This is a genomic window from Clostridium sp. TF11-13AC (genome assembly GCF_003481065.1).
Classification (GTDB): Bacteria; Bacillota; Clostridia; order Lachnospirales; family Lachnospiraceae; genus Otoolea; species Otoolea fessa.
On the sequence record NZ_QUKJ01000003.1, the window covers coordinates 252,756 to 270,235 of the forward strand.

Annotated in this window: 14 protein-coding genes; 2 read left to right on the top strand and 12 right to left on the bottom strand. The window is 50.3% G+C overall.

Features of this window, described 5'->3' with window-relative positions; genetic code table 11:
- Positions 1–685: 685 nt before the first annotated feature.
- Positions 686–886: a hypothetical protein gene (locus DXD12_RS08560; protein WP_003501914.1), complete on the top strand. Its 201-nt coding sequence runs from the start codon at positions 686–688 to the stop codon at positions 884–886.
- Between the two features lie 52 nt (positions 887–938).
- Complete coding sequence (locus DXD12_RS08565; RefSeq protein WP_006874387.1) at positions 939–2,171, top strand: site-specific integrase; 1,233 nt, start codon at positions 939–941, stop codon at positions 2,169–2,171.
- Positions 2,172–2,299: 128 nt separating this feature from the next.
- Here the strand turns inward: DXD12_RS08565 and lysS are convergent, their stop codons facing one another.
- The 12 genes from lysS to uvrC form a co-directional block, all read right to left on the bottom strand.
- A complete protein-coding gene (lysS, locus tag DXD12_RS08570) occupies positions 2,300–4,255 on the bottom strand; it encodes a lysine--tRNA ligase (protein WP_118638258.1) in 1,956 nt (651 codons plus the stop codon).
- A 24-nt stretch (positions 4,256–4,279) separates the two neighbouring features.
- Complete coding sequence (greA, locus tag DXD12_RS08575) at positions 4,280–4,762, bottom strand: transcription elongation factor GreA (RefSeq protein WP_107001044.1); 483 nt, start codon at positions 4,760–4,762, stop codon at positions 4,280–4,282.
- Positions 4,763–4,981: 219 nt separating this feature from the next.
- Positions 4,982–5,935: a tRNA dihydrouridine synthase DusB gene (dusB, locus tag DXD12_RS08580; protein WP_107001046.1), complete on the bottom strand. Its 954-nt coding sequence runs from the start codon at positions 5,933–5,935 to the stop codon at positions 4,982–4,984.
- Between the two features lie 7 nt (positions 5,936–5,942).
- Positions 5,943–6,341, bottom strand: coding sequence for a DUF6145 family protein (locus DXD12_RS08585; protein ID WP_022359305.1), 399 nt, complete (start codon positions 6,339–6,341; stop codon positions 5,943–5,945).
- Positions 6,342–6,484: 143 nt separating this feature from the next.
- Positions 6,485–7,459: a 6-phosphofructokinase gene (pfkA, locus tag DXD12_RS08590; RefSeq protein ID WP_022359304.1), complete on the bottom strand. Its 975-nt coding sequence runs from the start codon at positions 7,457–7,459 to the stop codon at positions 6,485–6,487.
- Between the two features lie 267 nt (positions 7,460–7,726).
- A complete protein-coding gene (locus tag DXD12_RS08595) occupies positions 7,727–11,203 on the bottom strand; it encodes a DNA polymerase III subunit alpha (protein ID WP_118638082.1) in 3,477 nt (1,158 codons plus the stop codon).
- Between the two features lie 137 nt (positions 11,204–11,340).
- The gene (locus DXD12_RS08600) at positions 11,341–11,595 is read right to left on the bottom strand and encodes an HPr family phosphocarrier protein (protein WP_107001048.1); all 255 of its coding nucleotides are present in this window, start codon (positions 11,593–11,595) and stop codon (positions 11,341–11,343) included.
- Positions 11,596–11,708: 113 nt separating this feature from the next.
- Positions 11,709–12,665, bottom strand: coding sequence for a DNA-binding protein WhiA (whiA, locus tag DXD12_RS08605; protein WP_118629513.1), 957 nt, complete (start codon positions 12,663–12,665; stop codon positions 11,709–11,711).
- A gap of 16 nt (positions 12,666–12,681) precedes the next feature.
- On the bottom strand, positions 12,682–13,557 hold the full coding sequence (gene rapZ, locus DXD12_RS08610; RefSeq protein ID WP_022359300.1) for an RNase adapter RapZ: 876 nt from the start codon (positions 13,555–13,557) through the stop codon (positions 12,682–12,684).
- 38 nt (positions 13,558–13,595) lie between these two features.
- Positions 13,596–14,510, bottom strand: coding sequence for a UDP-N-acetylmuramate dehydrogenase (gene murB / locus DXD12_RS08615; protein WP_118638084.1), 915 nt, complete (start codon positions 14,508–14,510; stop codon positions 13,596–13,598).
- A gap of 96 nt (positions 14,511–14,606) precedes the next feature.
- On the bottom strand, positions 14,607–15,533 hold the full coding sequence (gene hprK, locus DXD12_RS08620) for an HPr(Ser) kinase/phosphatase (protein ID WP_022359298.1): 927 nt from the start codon (positions 15,531–15,533) through the stop codon (positions 14,607–14,609).
- A gap of 40 nt (positions 15,534–15,573) precedes the next feature.
- Complete coding sequence (gene uvrC / locus DXD12_RS08625; RefSeq protein ID WP_118638086.1) at positions 15,574–17,451, bottom strand: excinuclease ABC subunit UvrC; 1,878 nt, start codon at positions 17,449–17,451, stop codon at positions 15,574–15,576.
- Positions 17,452–17,480: the final 29 nt, after the last annotated feature.

The window sequence follows — 17,480 nt, forward strand, 5'->3', positions numbered from 1 at the left end:
TAAAAAAGCGAGAATGACAGACGGCATAAAGCCTGGTGTCCATAGTTGCCTATGAACCGGTGTCATTCTCGCAATGGTGGGTAAATCCCGTAAAATAAAAAAGCCAGTAATATACCGGCCTGAAAAGGCGCAGTGATACTACTGACACAAGTACAAACTTAACAGCGTGTGCAATGCAGTCATTACTCCGCAACACAAGCCCTAAAGCCTGTGTACCCTGACGGGCAACGCACAAAAATCAATTACATTGCAATTTTAACACAATATATAGTGTTTGTCAATTCCAACATTCTATATATTGATTTTTGGATTTTCTTTAAATTTTCTTTCCTCTTTGCAGAAGTTCTTTCTTCCCAGCCTATTTATAGGATGTATCGGATCATTTGGTAATACCGGATGATCCCTACGCTCTTTTAGTACCTTGACAAGTTCATAACCTCTATGGGGAGTTATACAGGAATTCTGGACAGTGTGCGATGACCACAGAAGCGCGCCCATAATCGAAATGCTGCACAGCAGCAGCCTGAAATACACGGCAGAACCGTTCTGGCGTAGGAAATGGCCCCATTAGAGTTCTTTTGTTTTTCAATACCTCCTGACCTCAAGACCGTTTTCATTGTTTTTGTTGAAAACCTTCTTCTACAAATCGTAAGGGATCATTGTAATCGAAAAAAGGAGGACGATTATGGAGAAAAGAAAACCGAATGACCTACCGCCGGAGCAGTGCTTGGCTGTTGATACCGATACCCTTTGCAAACTGTTGTGCTGTGGAAGACACACTGCGGTACAGATTGGGGATCTTGCCAATGCACGCATTACCATGAACACCCGTGTCCTATGGAGTGTCCAGCGTATCAAAGAATATCTTTATGATATTTCCGGCTAAATAACCATGCCAGTAAGGCGCACTACACTTTTATAATCAGGAGGTACCAGTAATGGCAAAAGTGAGAAAAGACAACAAAGGACGAAATCTTCGGCCCGGAGAAACACAACGGGCAGATGGCAGCTATATGTATGTCTACAAATTAGGCACTAAAAAGAAATATCTTTACGACTCCGATCTCGCAAGTCTTCGTGTCAAAGAAAAGCAGATCAACAAAGATAAGGATGATGGCATCCGTACTCAGGAAGCCATGAAGCTTACCCTGAATGATATGTTCAAGGTCTACATGAATAACAACATCAAACTGAAGCCCTCCACCAGAGCAAATTATCTTTACCTGTGGGACTTCTATGTGAAAGAAGAGCCTTTCGCTAACATGCCTCTGCCACAAATCCACAGAAGTGATATTCTCGCGTTTTATACCAAACTGCTGAAACACGGTTTTGCTATCAACTCACTGGAGAGCATCAACACCATTGTTCACCCTACGCTTGAAATGGCCGTGGACGACGATTACATCCGCAAAAATCCCAGCAAGGGCATTTACCGCAAGCTCAAGACGGACGGCAGCGCTCCAAAGCCTAAACGGCGGATCGCACTCACTAAAACGCAACAGCAGAATTTCCTGCGTTTTATTGCCAAGTCCCCTACATACAGCCATTGGCTCCCCATCATGACTGTGCTCCTTGGAACAGGAATGCGTGTAGCAGAATGTACCGGCATTACCAAAAGCGATATTAACTTGAGCGAAAACACAATCTCGGTCAACCACAACTTAATCTACCGGGTCATTGACGGAAAAGCCGGATTTCACATTACCACTCCCAAAACTGAGAGCGGTACACGAATTATCCCTATCCTCTATCCAGAGGTGGCCGAGCAGCTTCGCCTCCAGATTGAAACCATCGACGCATTGTATCCAGACGATCAACTGGTGTTAGGAGGAGTTCACGGTTTTGTTTTCCGCAACCGAACCGGCTCATTCATGAGCGCCCACAATATCAATCGGGCGATTGAGAGAATCAGCGTAACTTACAACATGGAGGAAATGGATCAGGCTGAACTGGAAGACCGTGAACCGGATCTGCTCCCTCATTTTAGTGTTCACAACTTGCGGCACACCTTCTGTACCCGGCTCTGCGAAAGCACCAACGATGTTAAATTCATTCAGCAAGTCATGGGGCATGCCGATTTCTCTACTACAATGGACATCTACACCCATATCACACAAGAGAATATGCAGGAGAAGGCAAAAAACATTAGTGTGAACATGAAGCTGATGTAAAAAGAAAGGCGAATCTGCATTTTATAAGCAGATCCGCCTTTCATATTGCTTCATCCGGTTTCGTAGGGTCTCGCGCAAAAGTTGTAGAAAAGTTGTAGTAACGCGATTTTTTGTAGTAAATGACCTCTTTAGTACAGCTTTGCTCCTGCCGGAATACTGTCATCCAGCATCAAAAGATTTAAGCCTTCCCGTCCGTCATACTCGTACACTGCGGAAATCAGCATACCCTCGGAATCAATACCCATCATCTTTCTCGGCGGCAGGTTTGTGATTGCCACACAGGTCTTACCAACCAGCTCTTCCGGCTCGTAATACTCGTGAATACCGCTTAAAATGGTGCGTTTCCGGTCTGTTCCGTCATTCAGTGTGAATTTCAGGAGCTTCTTGGACTTCGGCACTGCCTCACAGGCTTCGATCTTAACCACTCTGAAATCAGACTTGCTGAATGTCTCAAAGTCTACATCATCTGCAAACAAAGGCTCGATTTTCACCTTGGAAAGATCAATCTGTACGCTTGGCGCGGACACGGTTGCAGCCTCTGCAGAACCATTTACCGCTGCTTTTTCGGCTTTGTTTTCAGCCCGCTTTGGTTCCAGGGTCTTCATTGTCGGGAACAGCAGTACGTCACGGATTGCCTGGGAATCGGTCAGCAGCATAACCAGACGGTCGATACCGTATCCGATACCACCTGTCGGCGGCATACCGATCTCCAGTGCGTTCAGGAAGTCTTCATCCGTATGATTTGCTTCCTCATCGCCAGCAGCAAAAGCCTCTTCCTGTGCTTTGAAACGTTCTCTCTGATCGATCGGATCATTTAACTCAGAGTATGCGTTACACATCTCGCGGCCGTAGATATACATCTCGAAACGCTCAACCAACTCCGGATTGGACGGTTTTCTCTTGGTCAGCGGAGATACCTCAACCGGATGATCCATAACGAAGGTCGGCTGAATCATCTTCTCCTCGCAGAACTCCTCGAAGAACAGGTTGATGATATCACCCTTCTTATGGCGCTCCTCAAATACAACATTGTGCTCTCTTGCGATTGCCTTTGCTTCCTCGTCAGTTTTAACAGTGTTGAAATCAACGCCGGAGTATTTCTTAACTGCATCGATCATGGTGATGCGCTCGAACGGCTTGGACATATCAATCACAGTGCCGTTATAGCTGATGACAGAGCTTCCGCAGACTTTCTCAGCCAGGTAGCGGAACATACTCTCGGTCAGTTCCATCATGCCCTCATAGTCGGTGTATGCCTGATACAGCTCCATCAGCGTAAATTCCGGGTTGTGACGGGTATCAACACCCTCGTTACGGAATACACGGCCAATCTCGTAAACACGCTCTAAGCCGCCTACGATCAGTCTCTTTAAGTAGAGTTCCAGAGAAATACGCAGTTTTACATCTTCATCCAGAGCATTATAATGGGTCTCAAACGGACGTGCAGCCGCACCGCCGGCATTAGCTACCAACATCGGGGTCTCCACTTCCATAAATCCGCGTCCATCCAGGAAATTGCGGATCTCCTTGAGGATCTGAGAACGTTTTACAAAGGTGTCTTTTACTTCCGGATTCATGATGAGATCCACATATCTCTGACGATAACGGATATCCGTGTTGGTCAGTCCGTGAAATTTCTCCGGCAGAATCTGCAGACTCTTGGACAGCAGTACGATGGACTCTGCGTGAACGGAGATCTCTCCCATCTTGGTGCGGAATACGGTACCTTTGATTCCGACAATATCACCGATATCCATCTTCTTGAAATCTTTATAAGCCTCTTCGCCTACGCTGTCTCTGGCAACATAAGACTGGATATTGCCCTTTAAATCCTGCACATTGCAGAAAGATGCCTTACCCATCACACGTTTGGACATCATACGTCCTGCGATCGTAACCTCTTTGCCATCCATCTGCTCAAAGTTATCCTTGATCTCGCTGCTGTGTGCAGTTACATCAAATTTTGTAATCTGGAACGGATCCTTTCCGTTGTCCTGAAGGTCTTTCAGTTTCTCGCGGCGCACCTTTAATAACTGATTTAAGTCCTTCTCCTCGTTCTTATTCTGCTGATTCTGCTCTGCCACTTTCTCTTTCACTCCTTCGTCTCTTTATGATACTCGCTGGATGTCCAGGATCTTGTACTGGATAACGCCCGCCTGTGTCTCTACGTCTACGGTCTCGCCAGCTTTCTTGCCAAGCAGGGCACGACCAACCGGAGACTCGTTGGAGATCTTACCATCTAAGCTGTTTGCCTCGGTGGAACCTACGATCTTAAATTCCATCTCTTCATCCTCTTCGACGTCCAGTACCTTTACCTGGCATCCGATGCTGATCTTATCCAGATCGATCTCATCCTCAACAACAACCTCTGCGTTTTTCAACAGTTTCTCAAGGTCTACGATTCTTGCCTCGATGTCTCTCTGTTCATCTTTTGCTGCATCATACTCAGCGTTCTCAGACAGGTCGCCCTGCTCTCTCGCCTCTTTGATCTTCTGTGCGATCTCCTGGCGTTTATTTACTTTCAGATCATGAAGTTCATCTTCATACTTTTTCAATCCTGTGTAAGTTAAAATGTTCTTCTTTTCTGCCATGACAGCTATCCTTCCTTCTATCGATTCATCATTGAATCCCCTAATAATTGCATCGCACTATTATACATGATTCTTGGTGTAATGTCAAGAATCACAAAGTGCCATAATGGCTTTAAAAACAAGGGAAAATCCTACATTTTCGTGCTTTTTCTGTGCCTTCCGATTTCGTCCACCCATGTAACACAACCATCGTTTTGATTCCACACATTCATCCTTCTCTTAAATTCTCTCATCCACCAGCCGTTCCAGCTCCTCCAGCGTCTCCACCTGGTTTATATCATTGCGAAGCGCCGACGAATGTGGAAATCCTGCCGTATACCATGCCACGTGCTTACGCATCTCCCGCATTGCGATCTCCTCGCCGCGAAATTCCGTCTGAAGCGTCCCATGGCGGACAATCATCCTCTTTACTTCCTCCGCAGTCGGCGGCGGCAGAAGTTCTCCGGTTTTCAGATAGTGGAGAATCCGTTTAAACAGCCATGGATTTCCTTTCGCACCGCGCGCCACCATGATGCCGTCGCAGCCGGTTTCTTCCTTCATTCTCTTGGCATCTTCCGGTGTAAATACATCACCGTTTCCCCAGACCGGGATTGAAACCGCCTCTTTGACCTGACGGATAATGTCCCAGTCCGCCTTTCCGGAATAATACTGCTCTCTCGTCCGTCCATGCACGGCTACCGCCGCCACGCCGCAGCTCTCTGCCATCTTCGCAAACTCAACCGCATTGATATTCGAATCATTAAATCCCTTGCGGAATTTGACCGTAACCGGTTTATGAAGTTTCTTTACCATCGCCGTCAAAATCTGCTCTGCCAGCTTCGGATCCTTCATCAGTGCCGAACCTTCGCCGTTATTGACAATCTTTGGCACCGGACAACCCATGTTGACGTCGATGATGGCATACGGTCCTTCCTCCAGCTGCAGCGCCATCTCGCTCATGATCTCCGGATCTGAGCCAAACAGCTGCACCGCAACCGGCTCTTCTTCCGGCCGCGTCTCTAATAACGGCTTTGTATTGCGGTTCTTATAAAGAAGCGCCTTCGCGCTGACCATCTCCGTGTACATCAAACCACATCCCTGCTCCTTACAGAGCAGACGGAACGGCAGATCCGTCACACCTGCCATCGGCGCAAGGGCGATTGCATTTTTTAATTCTACGTTTCCAATCTTCATTTTATTTCTAATCTTCCTGATACCGTTCCATCTGCTCGTCGTCTAACAGTTCGTCCGCCGGGATTCCCAGCACCTTCACCTTATAATACAGCTCCAGCGATTCCAGCAGCTCACGCTTCTCCGCCTGATACTGCTTGATTTTAAGCGCGCTTCCGATCTCGTCAAAGAGGTAATCATTCTCCTCCGCCTCAACCTTAAACTGCAGTCTGCCATCCGGCATAAACTCCAGCAAAATAATACCGCCGATGTCCTCTGTGTACATGACACACATGATCTGCAATTCCTGCTTAATTGACTCCGGCAGCCCCGAAAACTGCTCATTCAGATAATATTTTTCCACATACGAATTCGCACCGCAGAGTACGGTGGAGTCCCCATCTGTATTGGGATTCTGCATTTCTGCCATTTTCTTGCACCTCCATCTGTTTCATTTTCCATTGCCCACAAACAGGGCTGACGCACGAACGGAGAGCAGGCTCTCCCTTTATCCCTGAGAAGCCTGTTCTCCGTTCATATGCCAGCCCATCTCACAAGCAGCCATCAAATTCCTTAACGAATCAGCAGCTTACTAATCTCATACTGATCTTCCGGAATATCCTTCTTCATATTCAGCGCCTCCTGAATATCAAAATCCAGAAACTCGCCGTGCTTATACGCTACCACGCGGTTGGTCTTTCCTTTTTCCAGCAGCTCCACCGCCTTGGCGCCCATGATGGACGCATAGACGCGGTCTTTACAGGTCGGCGCGCCGCCTCGCTGCATATAACCAAGGATCGTCGCACGTGTCTCGATGCCGGTTGCCGCCTCGATTCGCTTCGCCATCGACGCGGAATGTCCGATGCCCTCGGCATTAATGATAATATGATGTCTCTTGCCGCGTTTCCGGTTATCGATGATGCGGTTGATCAGCATCTGCTCATTGCCATCGTACCGCTCCGGAAGCAGAATATCCTCGGCGCCGTTAGCGATACCGCACCACAGGGCGATATATCCCGCGTGGCGTCCCATAACCTCGATGATACTGCAGCGCTCATGGGAGGTGGAAGTATCTCTTACCTTATCGATCGCCTCCATCGCCGTGTTGATCGCGGTATCAAACCCGATCGTATAATCGGTGCAGGCAATATCCAGATCGATCGTGCCCGGAAGACCTACCGTATTGATTCCCAGCGCGGATAACTTTCCGGCGCCGCGGTAGGAACCATCACCGCCGATGACGACCAGACCGTCAATGTTGTGCTTGCGGCAGATTTCTGCGCCGCGCTTCTGACCTTCCTCGGTCATAAATTCCGGACAGCGGGCTGTGTATAAGATCGTACCGCCACGGCCAATCGTATCTGCCACGCTGGTTCCGTCCATGTCCACAATCTCTTCCTGCAAAAGTCCAGCGTAACCACGCATGATACCTTTTACCTTCATGCCCTTGTTGATCGCAGTCCGGACCACCGCACGGATCGCTGCATTCATACCCGGCGCATCGCCGCCGCTTGTCAGTACACCAATCGTTTTAACCTCTTTTGCCATCGCTTATTCCTCCGTCCTAAGGCTTTCCGCTTCACATCCCCAACCGTGAACCAGCCGTTTTATTTTCGAATCTTTTGACCCTTCTGATACCAAATTGTTCTGCACTGCGTGCTACCACAATTTTCAAACAATTTTATTGTAATTCATTTTATAGGTCATTTCAAGATTTTTTATGATATTTTTTTAACATGTCGCCAAAGCGTGTTACTGTTCACACATACGTGCCCAGTTACCAAAGCTTTCAATGTCCAATGCAAATTTTAACACTTATGAAGAAATCTTCCCCAGCGGCTTCTCCACCACCTTGACGTTCTTCTCGCCCAGCATCTCGCTGAGCGTCGTCACCAGCGCCTCGCCTGCCCGCACATTCCAGTTGCGCGGCAGAACCTTTTTCGCGCGCTCACGTCCCAGGTAAATGATCACGGTGTCATTTCCATCACTTGTTTTCAGGAGGTCGAGAAGTTCTTTCTCTCCCGCCAGATACGCGTCCTTGTCCGCATACTGAATCCACAGCTCGCGCGGCACCTGCGAAAATGGGATAATCTGCTCGCAGATCAGTTTTCCGACCGGCTCATCGCCGACCGATGCGCGCCCGCGGATAAAGACTTTTTCATCCTTGATCAGCATATCGCGCCGTTTTTCATAATCCTTCGGGAATACCAGCACTTCCACACTTCCCGCCAGATCTTCCACCGTCAGGAACGCCATCATTTTGTTATTCCGGGTCGTCTTAACCGTTTTCTCGGTGATCATTCCGCCGATCGTCACATACGCGCCGTCGTGAATCACCGCCGAACCTGTCTCCTCATCCACAACAAAATCGGAGCTCTTCGCCGTCACATTTTTCTCCCAGGTGCCGATATATTCCTCCAGCGGATGCCCGCTGACGTAGACGCCCAGCATTTCTTTCTCGTATGCCAGATATTCTTCCCTCGAATACTCTCCGACATTCGGAAATGTGATCTGAAAACTCTTCTTGTCCTCTTCCGCTGCAAAATCAAAGAGTGACATCTGCCCTTCCATCGTATTTTTCTTCTCTTTATTCTTCTGATCGACCATCGAACCGCAGACCATACATTTCTGCTTGCGGGTTCCCGGCAGCCCGTCCATCGCACCGGATTTGATAAAGCTTTCCAATGTGCGCTTATTGACCTCCCTGCCCGACATCCGGTCAATGAAATCTTCCAGCGATCGGAATTTTCCATGTTCGGTCCGCTCCCGCACGATCTCATCCACCACCGACTGACCGATACTCTTGATCGCCGATAAACCATAGCGGATCGCACCGTCCGAAACGGAGAAGCCGCCCTCGCCCTCATTGATATCCGGCGGCATGATCTTCATCCCCATCTGACGGCAGCTCATGATATATTCCGATACCTTCGTAACATTATCCTTGACCGAGGTCATCAGCGCCGCCATGAATTCGACCGGATGGTAATATTTCAGATATGCTGTCTGGTAGGAGACAACCGCGTATGCCGCCGCGTGCGACTTGTTGAAGGCGTATTTCGCGAAATCGATCATCTCATCGTAAATATGGTTCGCCGTCTTCTCGTCGATCCCATTCGCAATACAGCCCTTTACGCCCTCTTGTGCATTGCCGTAGACGAAATTCTGGCGTTCTTTCTCCATGACTGCCGCTTTTTTCTTTGCCATCGCACGGCGCACCAGGTCGCTTCGTCCCCAGGTATAGCCAGCCAGATCGCGCACGATCTGCATAACCTGCTCCTGATAGACGATACAGCCATAGGTCGGCGCCAGAATCGGTTCTAACTGCGGGCACTCATAGACAATCGAAGCCTTGTCATTTTTGCCTGTCAGATAACGTGGAATGAAATCCATCGGACCCGGACGATACAGGGAAATACCGGCGATCAGATCCTCCAGGTTTTCCGGCTTTAACTCTTTCATGAATCCTTTCATGCCGGAACTCTCCAGCTGGAACACACCGTCATTTTTGCCGGTTCCAATCGAATCCAGCACCTTTTTATCGTTGTAATCGATCTTATCTATATCAAGCGGTTTTCCGGTCGTTTTCTCCACCAGGCGAACCGCATTCTGGATAACCGTCAGGGTTCTAAGACCCAGGAAATCCATTTTCAGAAGTCCCAGCTCTTCCAGCGTCGTCATCGTAAACTGGGTCGTGATCGAACCGTCAGATGCCCTGGACAACGGCACATACTCATCGACCGCCGCACGGCTGATGACAACCCCCGCCGCATGCATGGAGGTATGTCTCGGCAGCCCCTCCAGACGTTTACTCATGTCGATCAGATATTTGACCGAATCATCCGACTCATACGCCTCACGCAGATCCGGACTGGCTTTGAGCGCCTTGTCTAGCGTCATGCCGAGATCACCCGGAATCATTTTTGCGATCGCATCACACTGTGCATACGGCATATCGAGCGCGCGCCCCACGTCGCGGACGACACCCTTTGCCGCCAACGTACCGAAGGTAACAATCTGCACGACGCGGTCTTTTCCGTATTTCCGCACGACATAGTCGATCACCTCCTGACGCCGTTCGAAACAGAAATCGACGTCGATATCAGGCATGGAAACTCGTTCCGGGTTCAGGAAACGCTCGAAAATCAGCTGATAGCGGATCGGGTCGATGTCCGTGATCTCCAGACTGTACGCGACGATACTGCCCGCCGCCGAACCACGTCCCGGACCGACCATGATACCGTTTGATTTTGCAAAATGGATAAAATCCCACACAATCAGAAAATAATCGACATATCCCATCGAATGGATAACGTCCAGCTCATACCTCAGGCGCTCCCGCAGCGTCCCATCGTCGTTCGGGTAGCGCTTGTGAAAGCCCTCCCCGCAGAGCTTCTGCAGATATTCCCAGGACGTATATCCGTCCGGGACATCATACTGCGGCAGCTTCGTCACGCCAAACTCGATCTCGACATTGCACCTCTCGGCGATCTTGTGCGTGTTGTCAAGTGCTTCCTGTGCATACGGAAACAGCGCACGCATCTCCTCCTCGGATTTGACATAGAACTGCCCGCCCTCATAGCGCATCCGGTTCTCGTCCGTGACTTTTTTGCCCGTCTGGATACAGAGCAAAATATCGTGCGATTCCACATCTTCTTTATAAATATAGTGGCAGTCGTTCGTCGCCACCAGCGGAATCTGCAGTTCCTGGCTCATCCGCATCAAGCCCTGGTTGACCGTCCGCTGCGCCGGGATGCCGTGATCCTGCAATTCCAGAAAGAAATTGTCCGGTCCAAAGATATCGCGGTATTTCTGCGCCGACTTGCACGCTTCCTCATACATGCCTCTCGACAAATACCTCGGGATCTCGCCCGCCAGACACGCGCTGAGTGCAATAATGCCTTCATGGTAGGTTCTCAGCACCTCGTCATCCACACGCGGTTTATAATAAAATCCCTCGACAAAACCCTTGGAGACGATCTTCATCAGATTCTGATAGCCGGTATTATTTTCCGCCAGCAGAATCATATGATAATAGCGATCCTCGCCGCTTCCCGCCTCCCGGTCAAAACGCGATCCGGGCGCCACATAGATCTCACAGCCGATGATCGGCTTGATCCCATTTTCTCTGGCTGCCCGGTAAAAATCGATCACGCCGTACATGACGCCGTGGTCGGTAATCGCCAGACTGTCCATCCCCAGTTCCTTCGCCCGGGCGGTCAGTTCTTTTATTTTACTCGATGCGTCAAGCAGACTGTACTCTGTATGCACATGCAGATGTGTAAATGCCACCTTTTTCCTCCCATTCAGATCTTTTAAGGGACTGCCATTTCCCGCGAAACGACACCCCCTCGTCTATCAAAGCTCTTGTTTTGTGTAACTGTTACGTCCCCTGTCTCTTTCCGAAAAACGGTCAGAAATCTGGATTTCTACTGATTGCTCAGATATTTCTCAATTCCCTCGATCGCACTCTCCTCGTCGCTGCCATCAGCCGTTACCTTTACGTGCGCGCCCTCTGCCAGTCCCAGCGTCATCATGCCCATGATGCTCTTTGCATTGACGCGTTTTTCTTCACTTTCCACATAGATGCTGCTCTCATACTGGCTTGCCACCTGCACCAGCATCGCCGCAGGACGTGCCTCCAGACCTGAACTCAAACCAATTCTGATTTCCTTACTTGTCATAATATCCTCCTCATCGAGCCCCGCTCGAAAAAAACGGCAAAATCCGCTGCCACTACTGTATCGCACGGAATTTTCCATCCGGGAAATTCCTGCCTGTGAACAATAACCTAACTTTACTCGCCCCGCTCTTCGCGGAGACTTTCAGCTACTGCACTTATCTTTCTGAGCCTGTGATTGACTCCCGATTTTCCAACTGGATGGCTCAGATTCTCCCCCAATTCCTTCAAGGTCGCATCCGGCATCTCCAGACGGACCTGTGCTACCTCTGAAAGAAGCTCCGGCAAGTAATCCAGCCCGACCGTATCACGGATGTATGTGATGTCCGCAAGCTGCTTGACTGCCGCCGAAACAGTCTTATTGATATTGGCAGTCTCGCAGTTGACCTGACGGTTGACGCTGTTTCGCATTTCTTTCAGGATCCGGATATTTTCCAGCTCCATCAATGCCACATGCGCTTCCATCAGTCCCAGAAGTTCCACAATCTGACTGCCTTCTTTTATATATACCACATAATACTTCTTTCTGACAACTATTTTCGCATCGATGTCGAATGTCAGAATCACATTCTGAAGCTGCACCGCCTTTTCAAGCGACGCACATACGATCTCAAAATGATAAAATTTCTCCGGATCACTTAAGGATCCGGCTGCCAGAAAAGCGCCCCGTATAAATGCCTTTTTGCAGCACGCATTCTGAATCACCAGATTCCGCACCACCGAAAGGTTTTCCCCTACATTTCCCTGCGCATCCACCATCTTGACCGCCTCCAGCACCCGGAGTGCATTCTCGTGATCGCGCACCAGAAGCGTATAAGAACGGCTCTTTTTTAAAAATGCATTGCGACGGATCGAAATGTCCGCCTTAATATTAAATGTATTTTTCAATAATGTAAAGTATTTTCGTGCAACCGCTACGTTTTCCGTGTGGATCCGTATGCTGAAATGATCCTCTTCATCGATATGAATCCTGCCGCAAAGGCCCAAAATCGCCGCCAGCTCTGCAATCTGGCAGTGTCTCGCCTTGCTCAGCTGATGCGACAGCTCTTCCTTTACCCGGGCTGAAAATGACAAAGTCCTCTACCTCCGTTTACCCTTTTGTCCGGTTATCCATCTCTATGTCCCGATGTTCCAGTTTAAGCCCTATTTCCGAGTGCTCCTTGAGGCGCTCATAGAGCCGGTTCGCCACCGTAACTGAACGATGCTTTCCACCGGTACATCCGACGGCTATGACAAGCTGATTCTTTCCTTCTTTTACATAGTACGGAAACAGGAAGTCAATCATGTCATAGAGTTTATCCAAAAATACATCTGCCGTCCCGCCGCGGCGCACAAAGTCCTGCACCGCCTTCTCATTGCCGGTATGACTTCTTAAATTCTCATCATAATAAGGATTCGGCAGAAAACGGACGTCAAACACGAGATCCGCGTCCGACGGAATCCCATATTTAAAGCCAAAGCTTAAGATCGTCACAAAGAGGCTGGAAAAGCGCTCGCGCCCCATGAAAATCCGTTCCAGTTCCGCCTTGAGCTCCCGCGTCAGAAGCGTGCTGGTGTCCAGAATATAGTCCGCCCGCTTTTTCAGGAAATCGAGTTTCAGGCGCTCTTTCGCAATACCGCGGTCCAGCCGCTCTTTTCCTGCCAGCGGATGGGAACGGCGCGTTTCCTTATATCGCTTGATCAGCACCTCGTCGCTGGCATCCAGAAACAGGATCTCATACGGAAACTGGATGTTATTCCAATCATTCAGTGTTCCCTCCAGCTGTGCCAGCTCGTCGCCGCTGCGTACATCGATTCCCAACGCTGCACAGCTTACCTCCCCGCTGCTGCTCTGCACCAGCTCCGCAAATTTTCCCACCAGCGGGATCGGGAGATTGTCAACACAGTAAAATCCCATGTCCTCCAGCATTTTCAGTGCCGCCGTCTTTCCGGCTCCCGACATACCGGTTACGATCACAAGCCGCATATTGTTCCTCCCTTTTCCATACTCTATATATCTATATCTTAAAAGCCCAGCATCTTTACTTCCGTCTCCAGTTTCACCCCAAACTGCTCATACACGCGCTTCTGCACCGTCCCACACAGCCCCGCGATGTCCGAAGCCGTCGCATGGTCGCGGTTGATAACGAAACCACAGTGTTTCTCCGACACCTGTGCGCCGCCCTCCTGATAGCCGCGAAGTCCGGCATCTTCGATCAATTTTCCGGCGAAATAGCCCTCAGGGCGCTTAAAGGTGCTTCCGGCACTCGGATATTCCAGCGGCTGTTTTTCCCGCCGTTTGGCTGCCAGTTCATCCATCCGCACCCGGATCGCTTCCGGATCACCTTTCTCCAGACGGATCCGCGCCGATAAAACGATATATCCGCGCTCCGGGATGCAGCTGTGACGGTAACCCAGATCCAGTTCTTTCGTTTTAAGCTCTTTTACCTCGCCGTCCGGCGTCATCACGCGCACAGATTCCAGCACATCCTTTAATTCTCCGCCGTAAGCGCCCGCATTCATGACCGCCGCGCCGCCCACGGTTCCAGGAATCCCGGCTGCAAACTCAAATCCGGTCATTCCATCTTTCTGCGCCTCCCTGGCGGCACGCGAAAGCAGCACACCGGCGCCCAGCTCATAGACGCCCGGTTCGCCCTCCGGACAGACCACCTCTGTAAACTGGCTTCCCAGAAGGATCATCACGCCCGGATAGCCCGCATCACTGACAAGCAGATTGCTTCCATTTCCTAATATGTAATACGCTTTCTCTGCCTCCCGGCACGCCGCCAGCACTGCCGCCAGCTCTTTTTCGCCCTCCGGGGTCACAAAATAGCGGGCTGGTCCACCAGCCCGAAAGGTCGTATGTGCGCTCATCGGCTCCTGCTCCCGCACGGAAGCAGCGCCGATGGCATCACAAAGTTTCTGATAAAAATTAGACATATCTATTTTCCTTTATTCATTTCATAACGGCTCCATCCCTTGCAAGTCAGGATTTCCGCACTAAATCACACGAATCAGACTGCGTGAAGCATTCCATCAATCTCTTCTTGCCAGGTTCGCCTGTACCCGCTTGTACAGTTCTTTCGCCGCATTATATCCCATCTTCTTGGTACGATAGTTGACTGCCGCCGACTCTACGATGATTGCCAGGTTACGTCCCGGACGGATCGGGATTGAATGGCATACAATCTTGTTGCCAAGAAACTCGGTATACTGATCTTCCATGCCAAGGCGGTCATACTCCTTGTCCTTATCCCACTCTTCCAGCTTGATTACCATGTCAATCGACTGTGTATCCTTTACGCTCTCTACACCGAACAGCGTCTTGACATCGATAATGCCGATACCGCGAAGCTCGATGAAATGACGGGTAATATCCGGTGCCGAACCGATCAGGGTTTCATCGCTGACGCGGCGGATCTCGACCACATCATCGCTGACGAGACGGTGACCGCGCTTAATCAGTTCCAGCGCTGCCTCACTCTTGCCGATACCGCTCTCGCCCATAATCAGGACACCCTCGCCAAATACATCGACCAGTACGCCGTGAATGCTGATCATCGGCGCCATCTTGACGTTCAGCCAGCGGATGATCTCCGCCATCAGATCCGAAGTCGTCTTCTCCGATACCATGCACGGAACCCCATAATGGTTACACAGCTCCAGCACTTCCTCCTCCGGTGCCATGCCGCGGCTATATACCAGACATGGTATACCCGAAGACAGCAGTTTGTCAAACATTTCCCGGCGGCGCTGCGGAGTCAGGGTCGAGATGTACGCATTTTCCACATAACCGATGATCTGCACACGGTCCTTGTCAAAATGGTCGAAAAATCCAGTCAGCTGCAATGCCGGACGGTTCACATCCGCATGCACCAGCATAACATTGTCCGTCTCCAGCTCCGGCGTCATATTGCGAAGCCCCATCTTATCGATCAGTTCTGTTATCGTCACTCCACCCATACTTTTGTCTCCTTTTATTTTTACTATTGTCTACATCCTATCACATCTTCCCCTGCTTGTCATCACGGAAAAATATATAGACTGCCTCGGCGGCTGCCCGGTTCATCTGTGGCGCAGCTTCCAGCTCCTCCACGCTCGCCTCTCGGACTGCTTCGATTGTCTTGAACGTCCGCATCAGAGACTTACGGCGCGCTGGTCCGATGCCCTTGATATCATCCAGCACGGAGCGCACCTGCTCCTTGCCCCGGAGACTCCGGTGGTACTCGATCGCAAACCGGTGCGCCTCGTCCTGAATCCGGGTGATCAGCTGAAATCCTTCCGAATGGCGATCGATTGGAATTTCCACATTCTGATAATACAATCCCCTCGTCCGGTGGTTATCATCCTTTACCATGCCACAGACCGGGATTTCCAGCTGAAGCTCTCTTAATACCTCCAGCGCGATATTAACCTGTCCGCGTCCGCCATCCATCATCAGCAGATCTGGAAAACGCGTAAAACTTCCCATCGCCAGATCGCCGCCCTCGGCTTGCATTTTCTTCGTCTCCTCCAGACCATGGGAAAACCGCCGCAGCAGCACCTCGCGCATCGAAGCGTAGTCGTTCGGTCCCTGAACCGTCCGGATACGGAATTTGCGGTAATCATTGCGTTTCGGACGTCCATTTTCGTAGACAATCATCGAACCGACCGACTCAAAACCGCTGATATTGGAAATATCGTAGGCTTCTACCCGCTTGATTCCCGAAAGCCCGATCCACGATCCAATCTGATTCATCGCCCCGATCGTCCGGAGCTCCTCGCGCTTGATCTTCTCCTTATCCTGGGAGAGCACCATCTTCGCATTCTTCTCCGCCAGCTCGACCAGCCGCTCTTTCTCGCCCATCTTTGGCACGACAAAGCGCACCTTCTGTCCCCGGCGCGCCGTCAGGAAGCTGGCGATAACCTCCGCGTCCTCTAACTCCTCCTGCACCCAGATCTCATGCGGCACAAACGGCGTTCCCGCGTAAAACTGTTTGACGAAGCTGTTTAAGATTTCTGCCTTGCTCTCCGAGCCGGTCAGATTCATATGGAAATGTTCCCGCCCAATAAGCTTGCCATCGCGCACGAAGAACACCTGCACAACCGCATCGCGCTCATCCTTCGCCATCGCGATAATATCCCGATCTTCCATGCTCTGGCTCGTAATCTTCTGCTTCTGCGCCACCTTTCTGACACTGTCAAGCAGATCCCGGTACTCAATCGCCTTCTCAAACTCCATCGTCTCGGACGCCGTCCTCATCTTTTCTTCCAGATATTTCATGACCGGCTCATACTGTCCATTTAAAAACCCGACCGCCCGCTTCACCGATTTCTGATAATCTGCCTGTGAAATATACCCCTGACATGGCGCGTCGCACTGGTGAATATGGTAATAGAGGCACGGACGGTCCTTTCCCATATCCTGCGGCAGCTTCCGGCTGCACGCCCGGATCCGGTATATCTTCCGAATCAGCTCGATTGTGTCTTTGACTGCTCCCGCGCTCGTAAAAGGACCAAAATACTTATTTTTATCCTTTTTCATCTGGCGTGAAAACAAGATCCGCGGGTACTCCTCCGAAGCCGTCACCTTGATGTACGGGTACGTCTTGTCATCCTTGAGCATCGTATTGTAGCGTGGGCGGTGCTCTTTGATCAGGTTGCACTCCAGCACCAGCGCTTCCAGCTCCGAATCCGTCACGATATACTCAAAACGTGCTATCTTCGAGACCATCTGCCTGATCTTCGCCGTCTTATCCCGGCTGCTCTGGAAATATTGACGGACTCGGTTTTTCAGGCTGATCGCCTTGCCGACATAGATGATCGCGTCCTTCGCATCGTGCATAATATAAACACCCGGCTGCCCCGGCAGTTTTTTCAGTTCTTCTTCTATTTGAAACATCTCAAACCATCCTGTTTTCTAATCTGCTG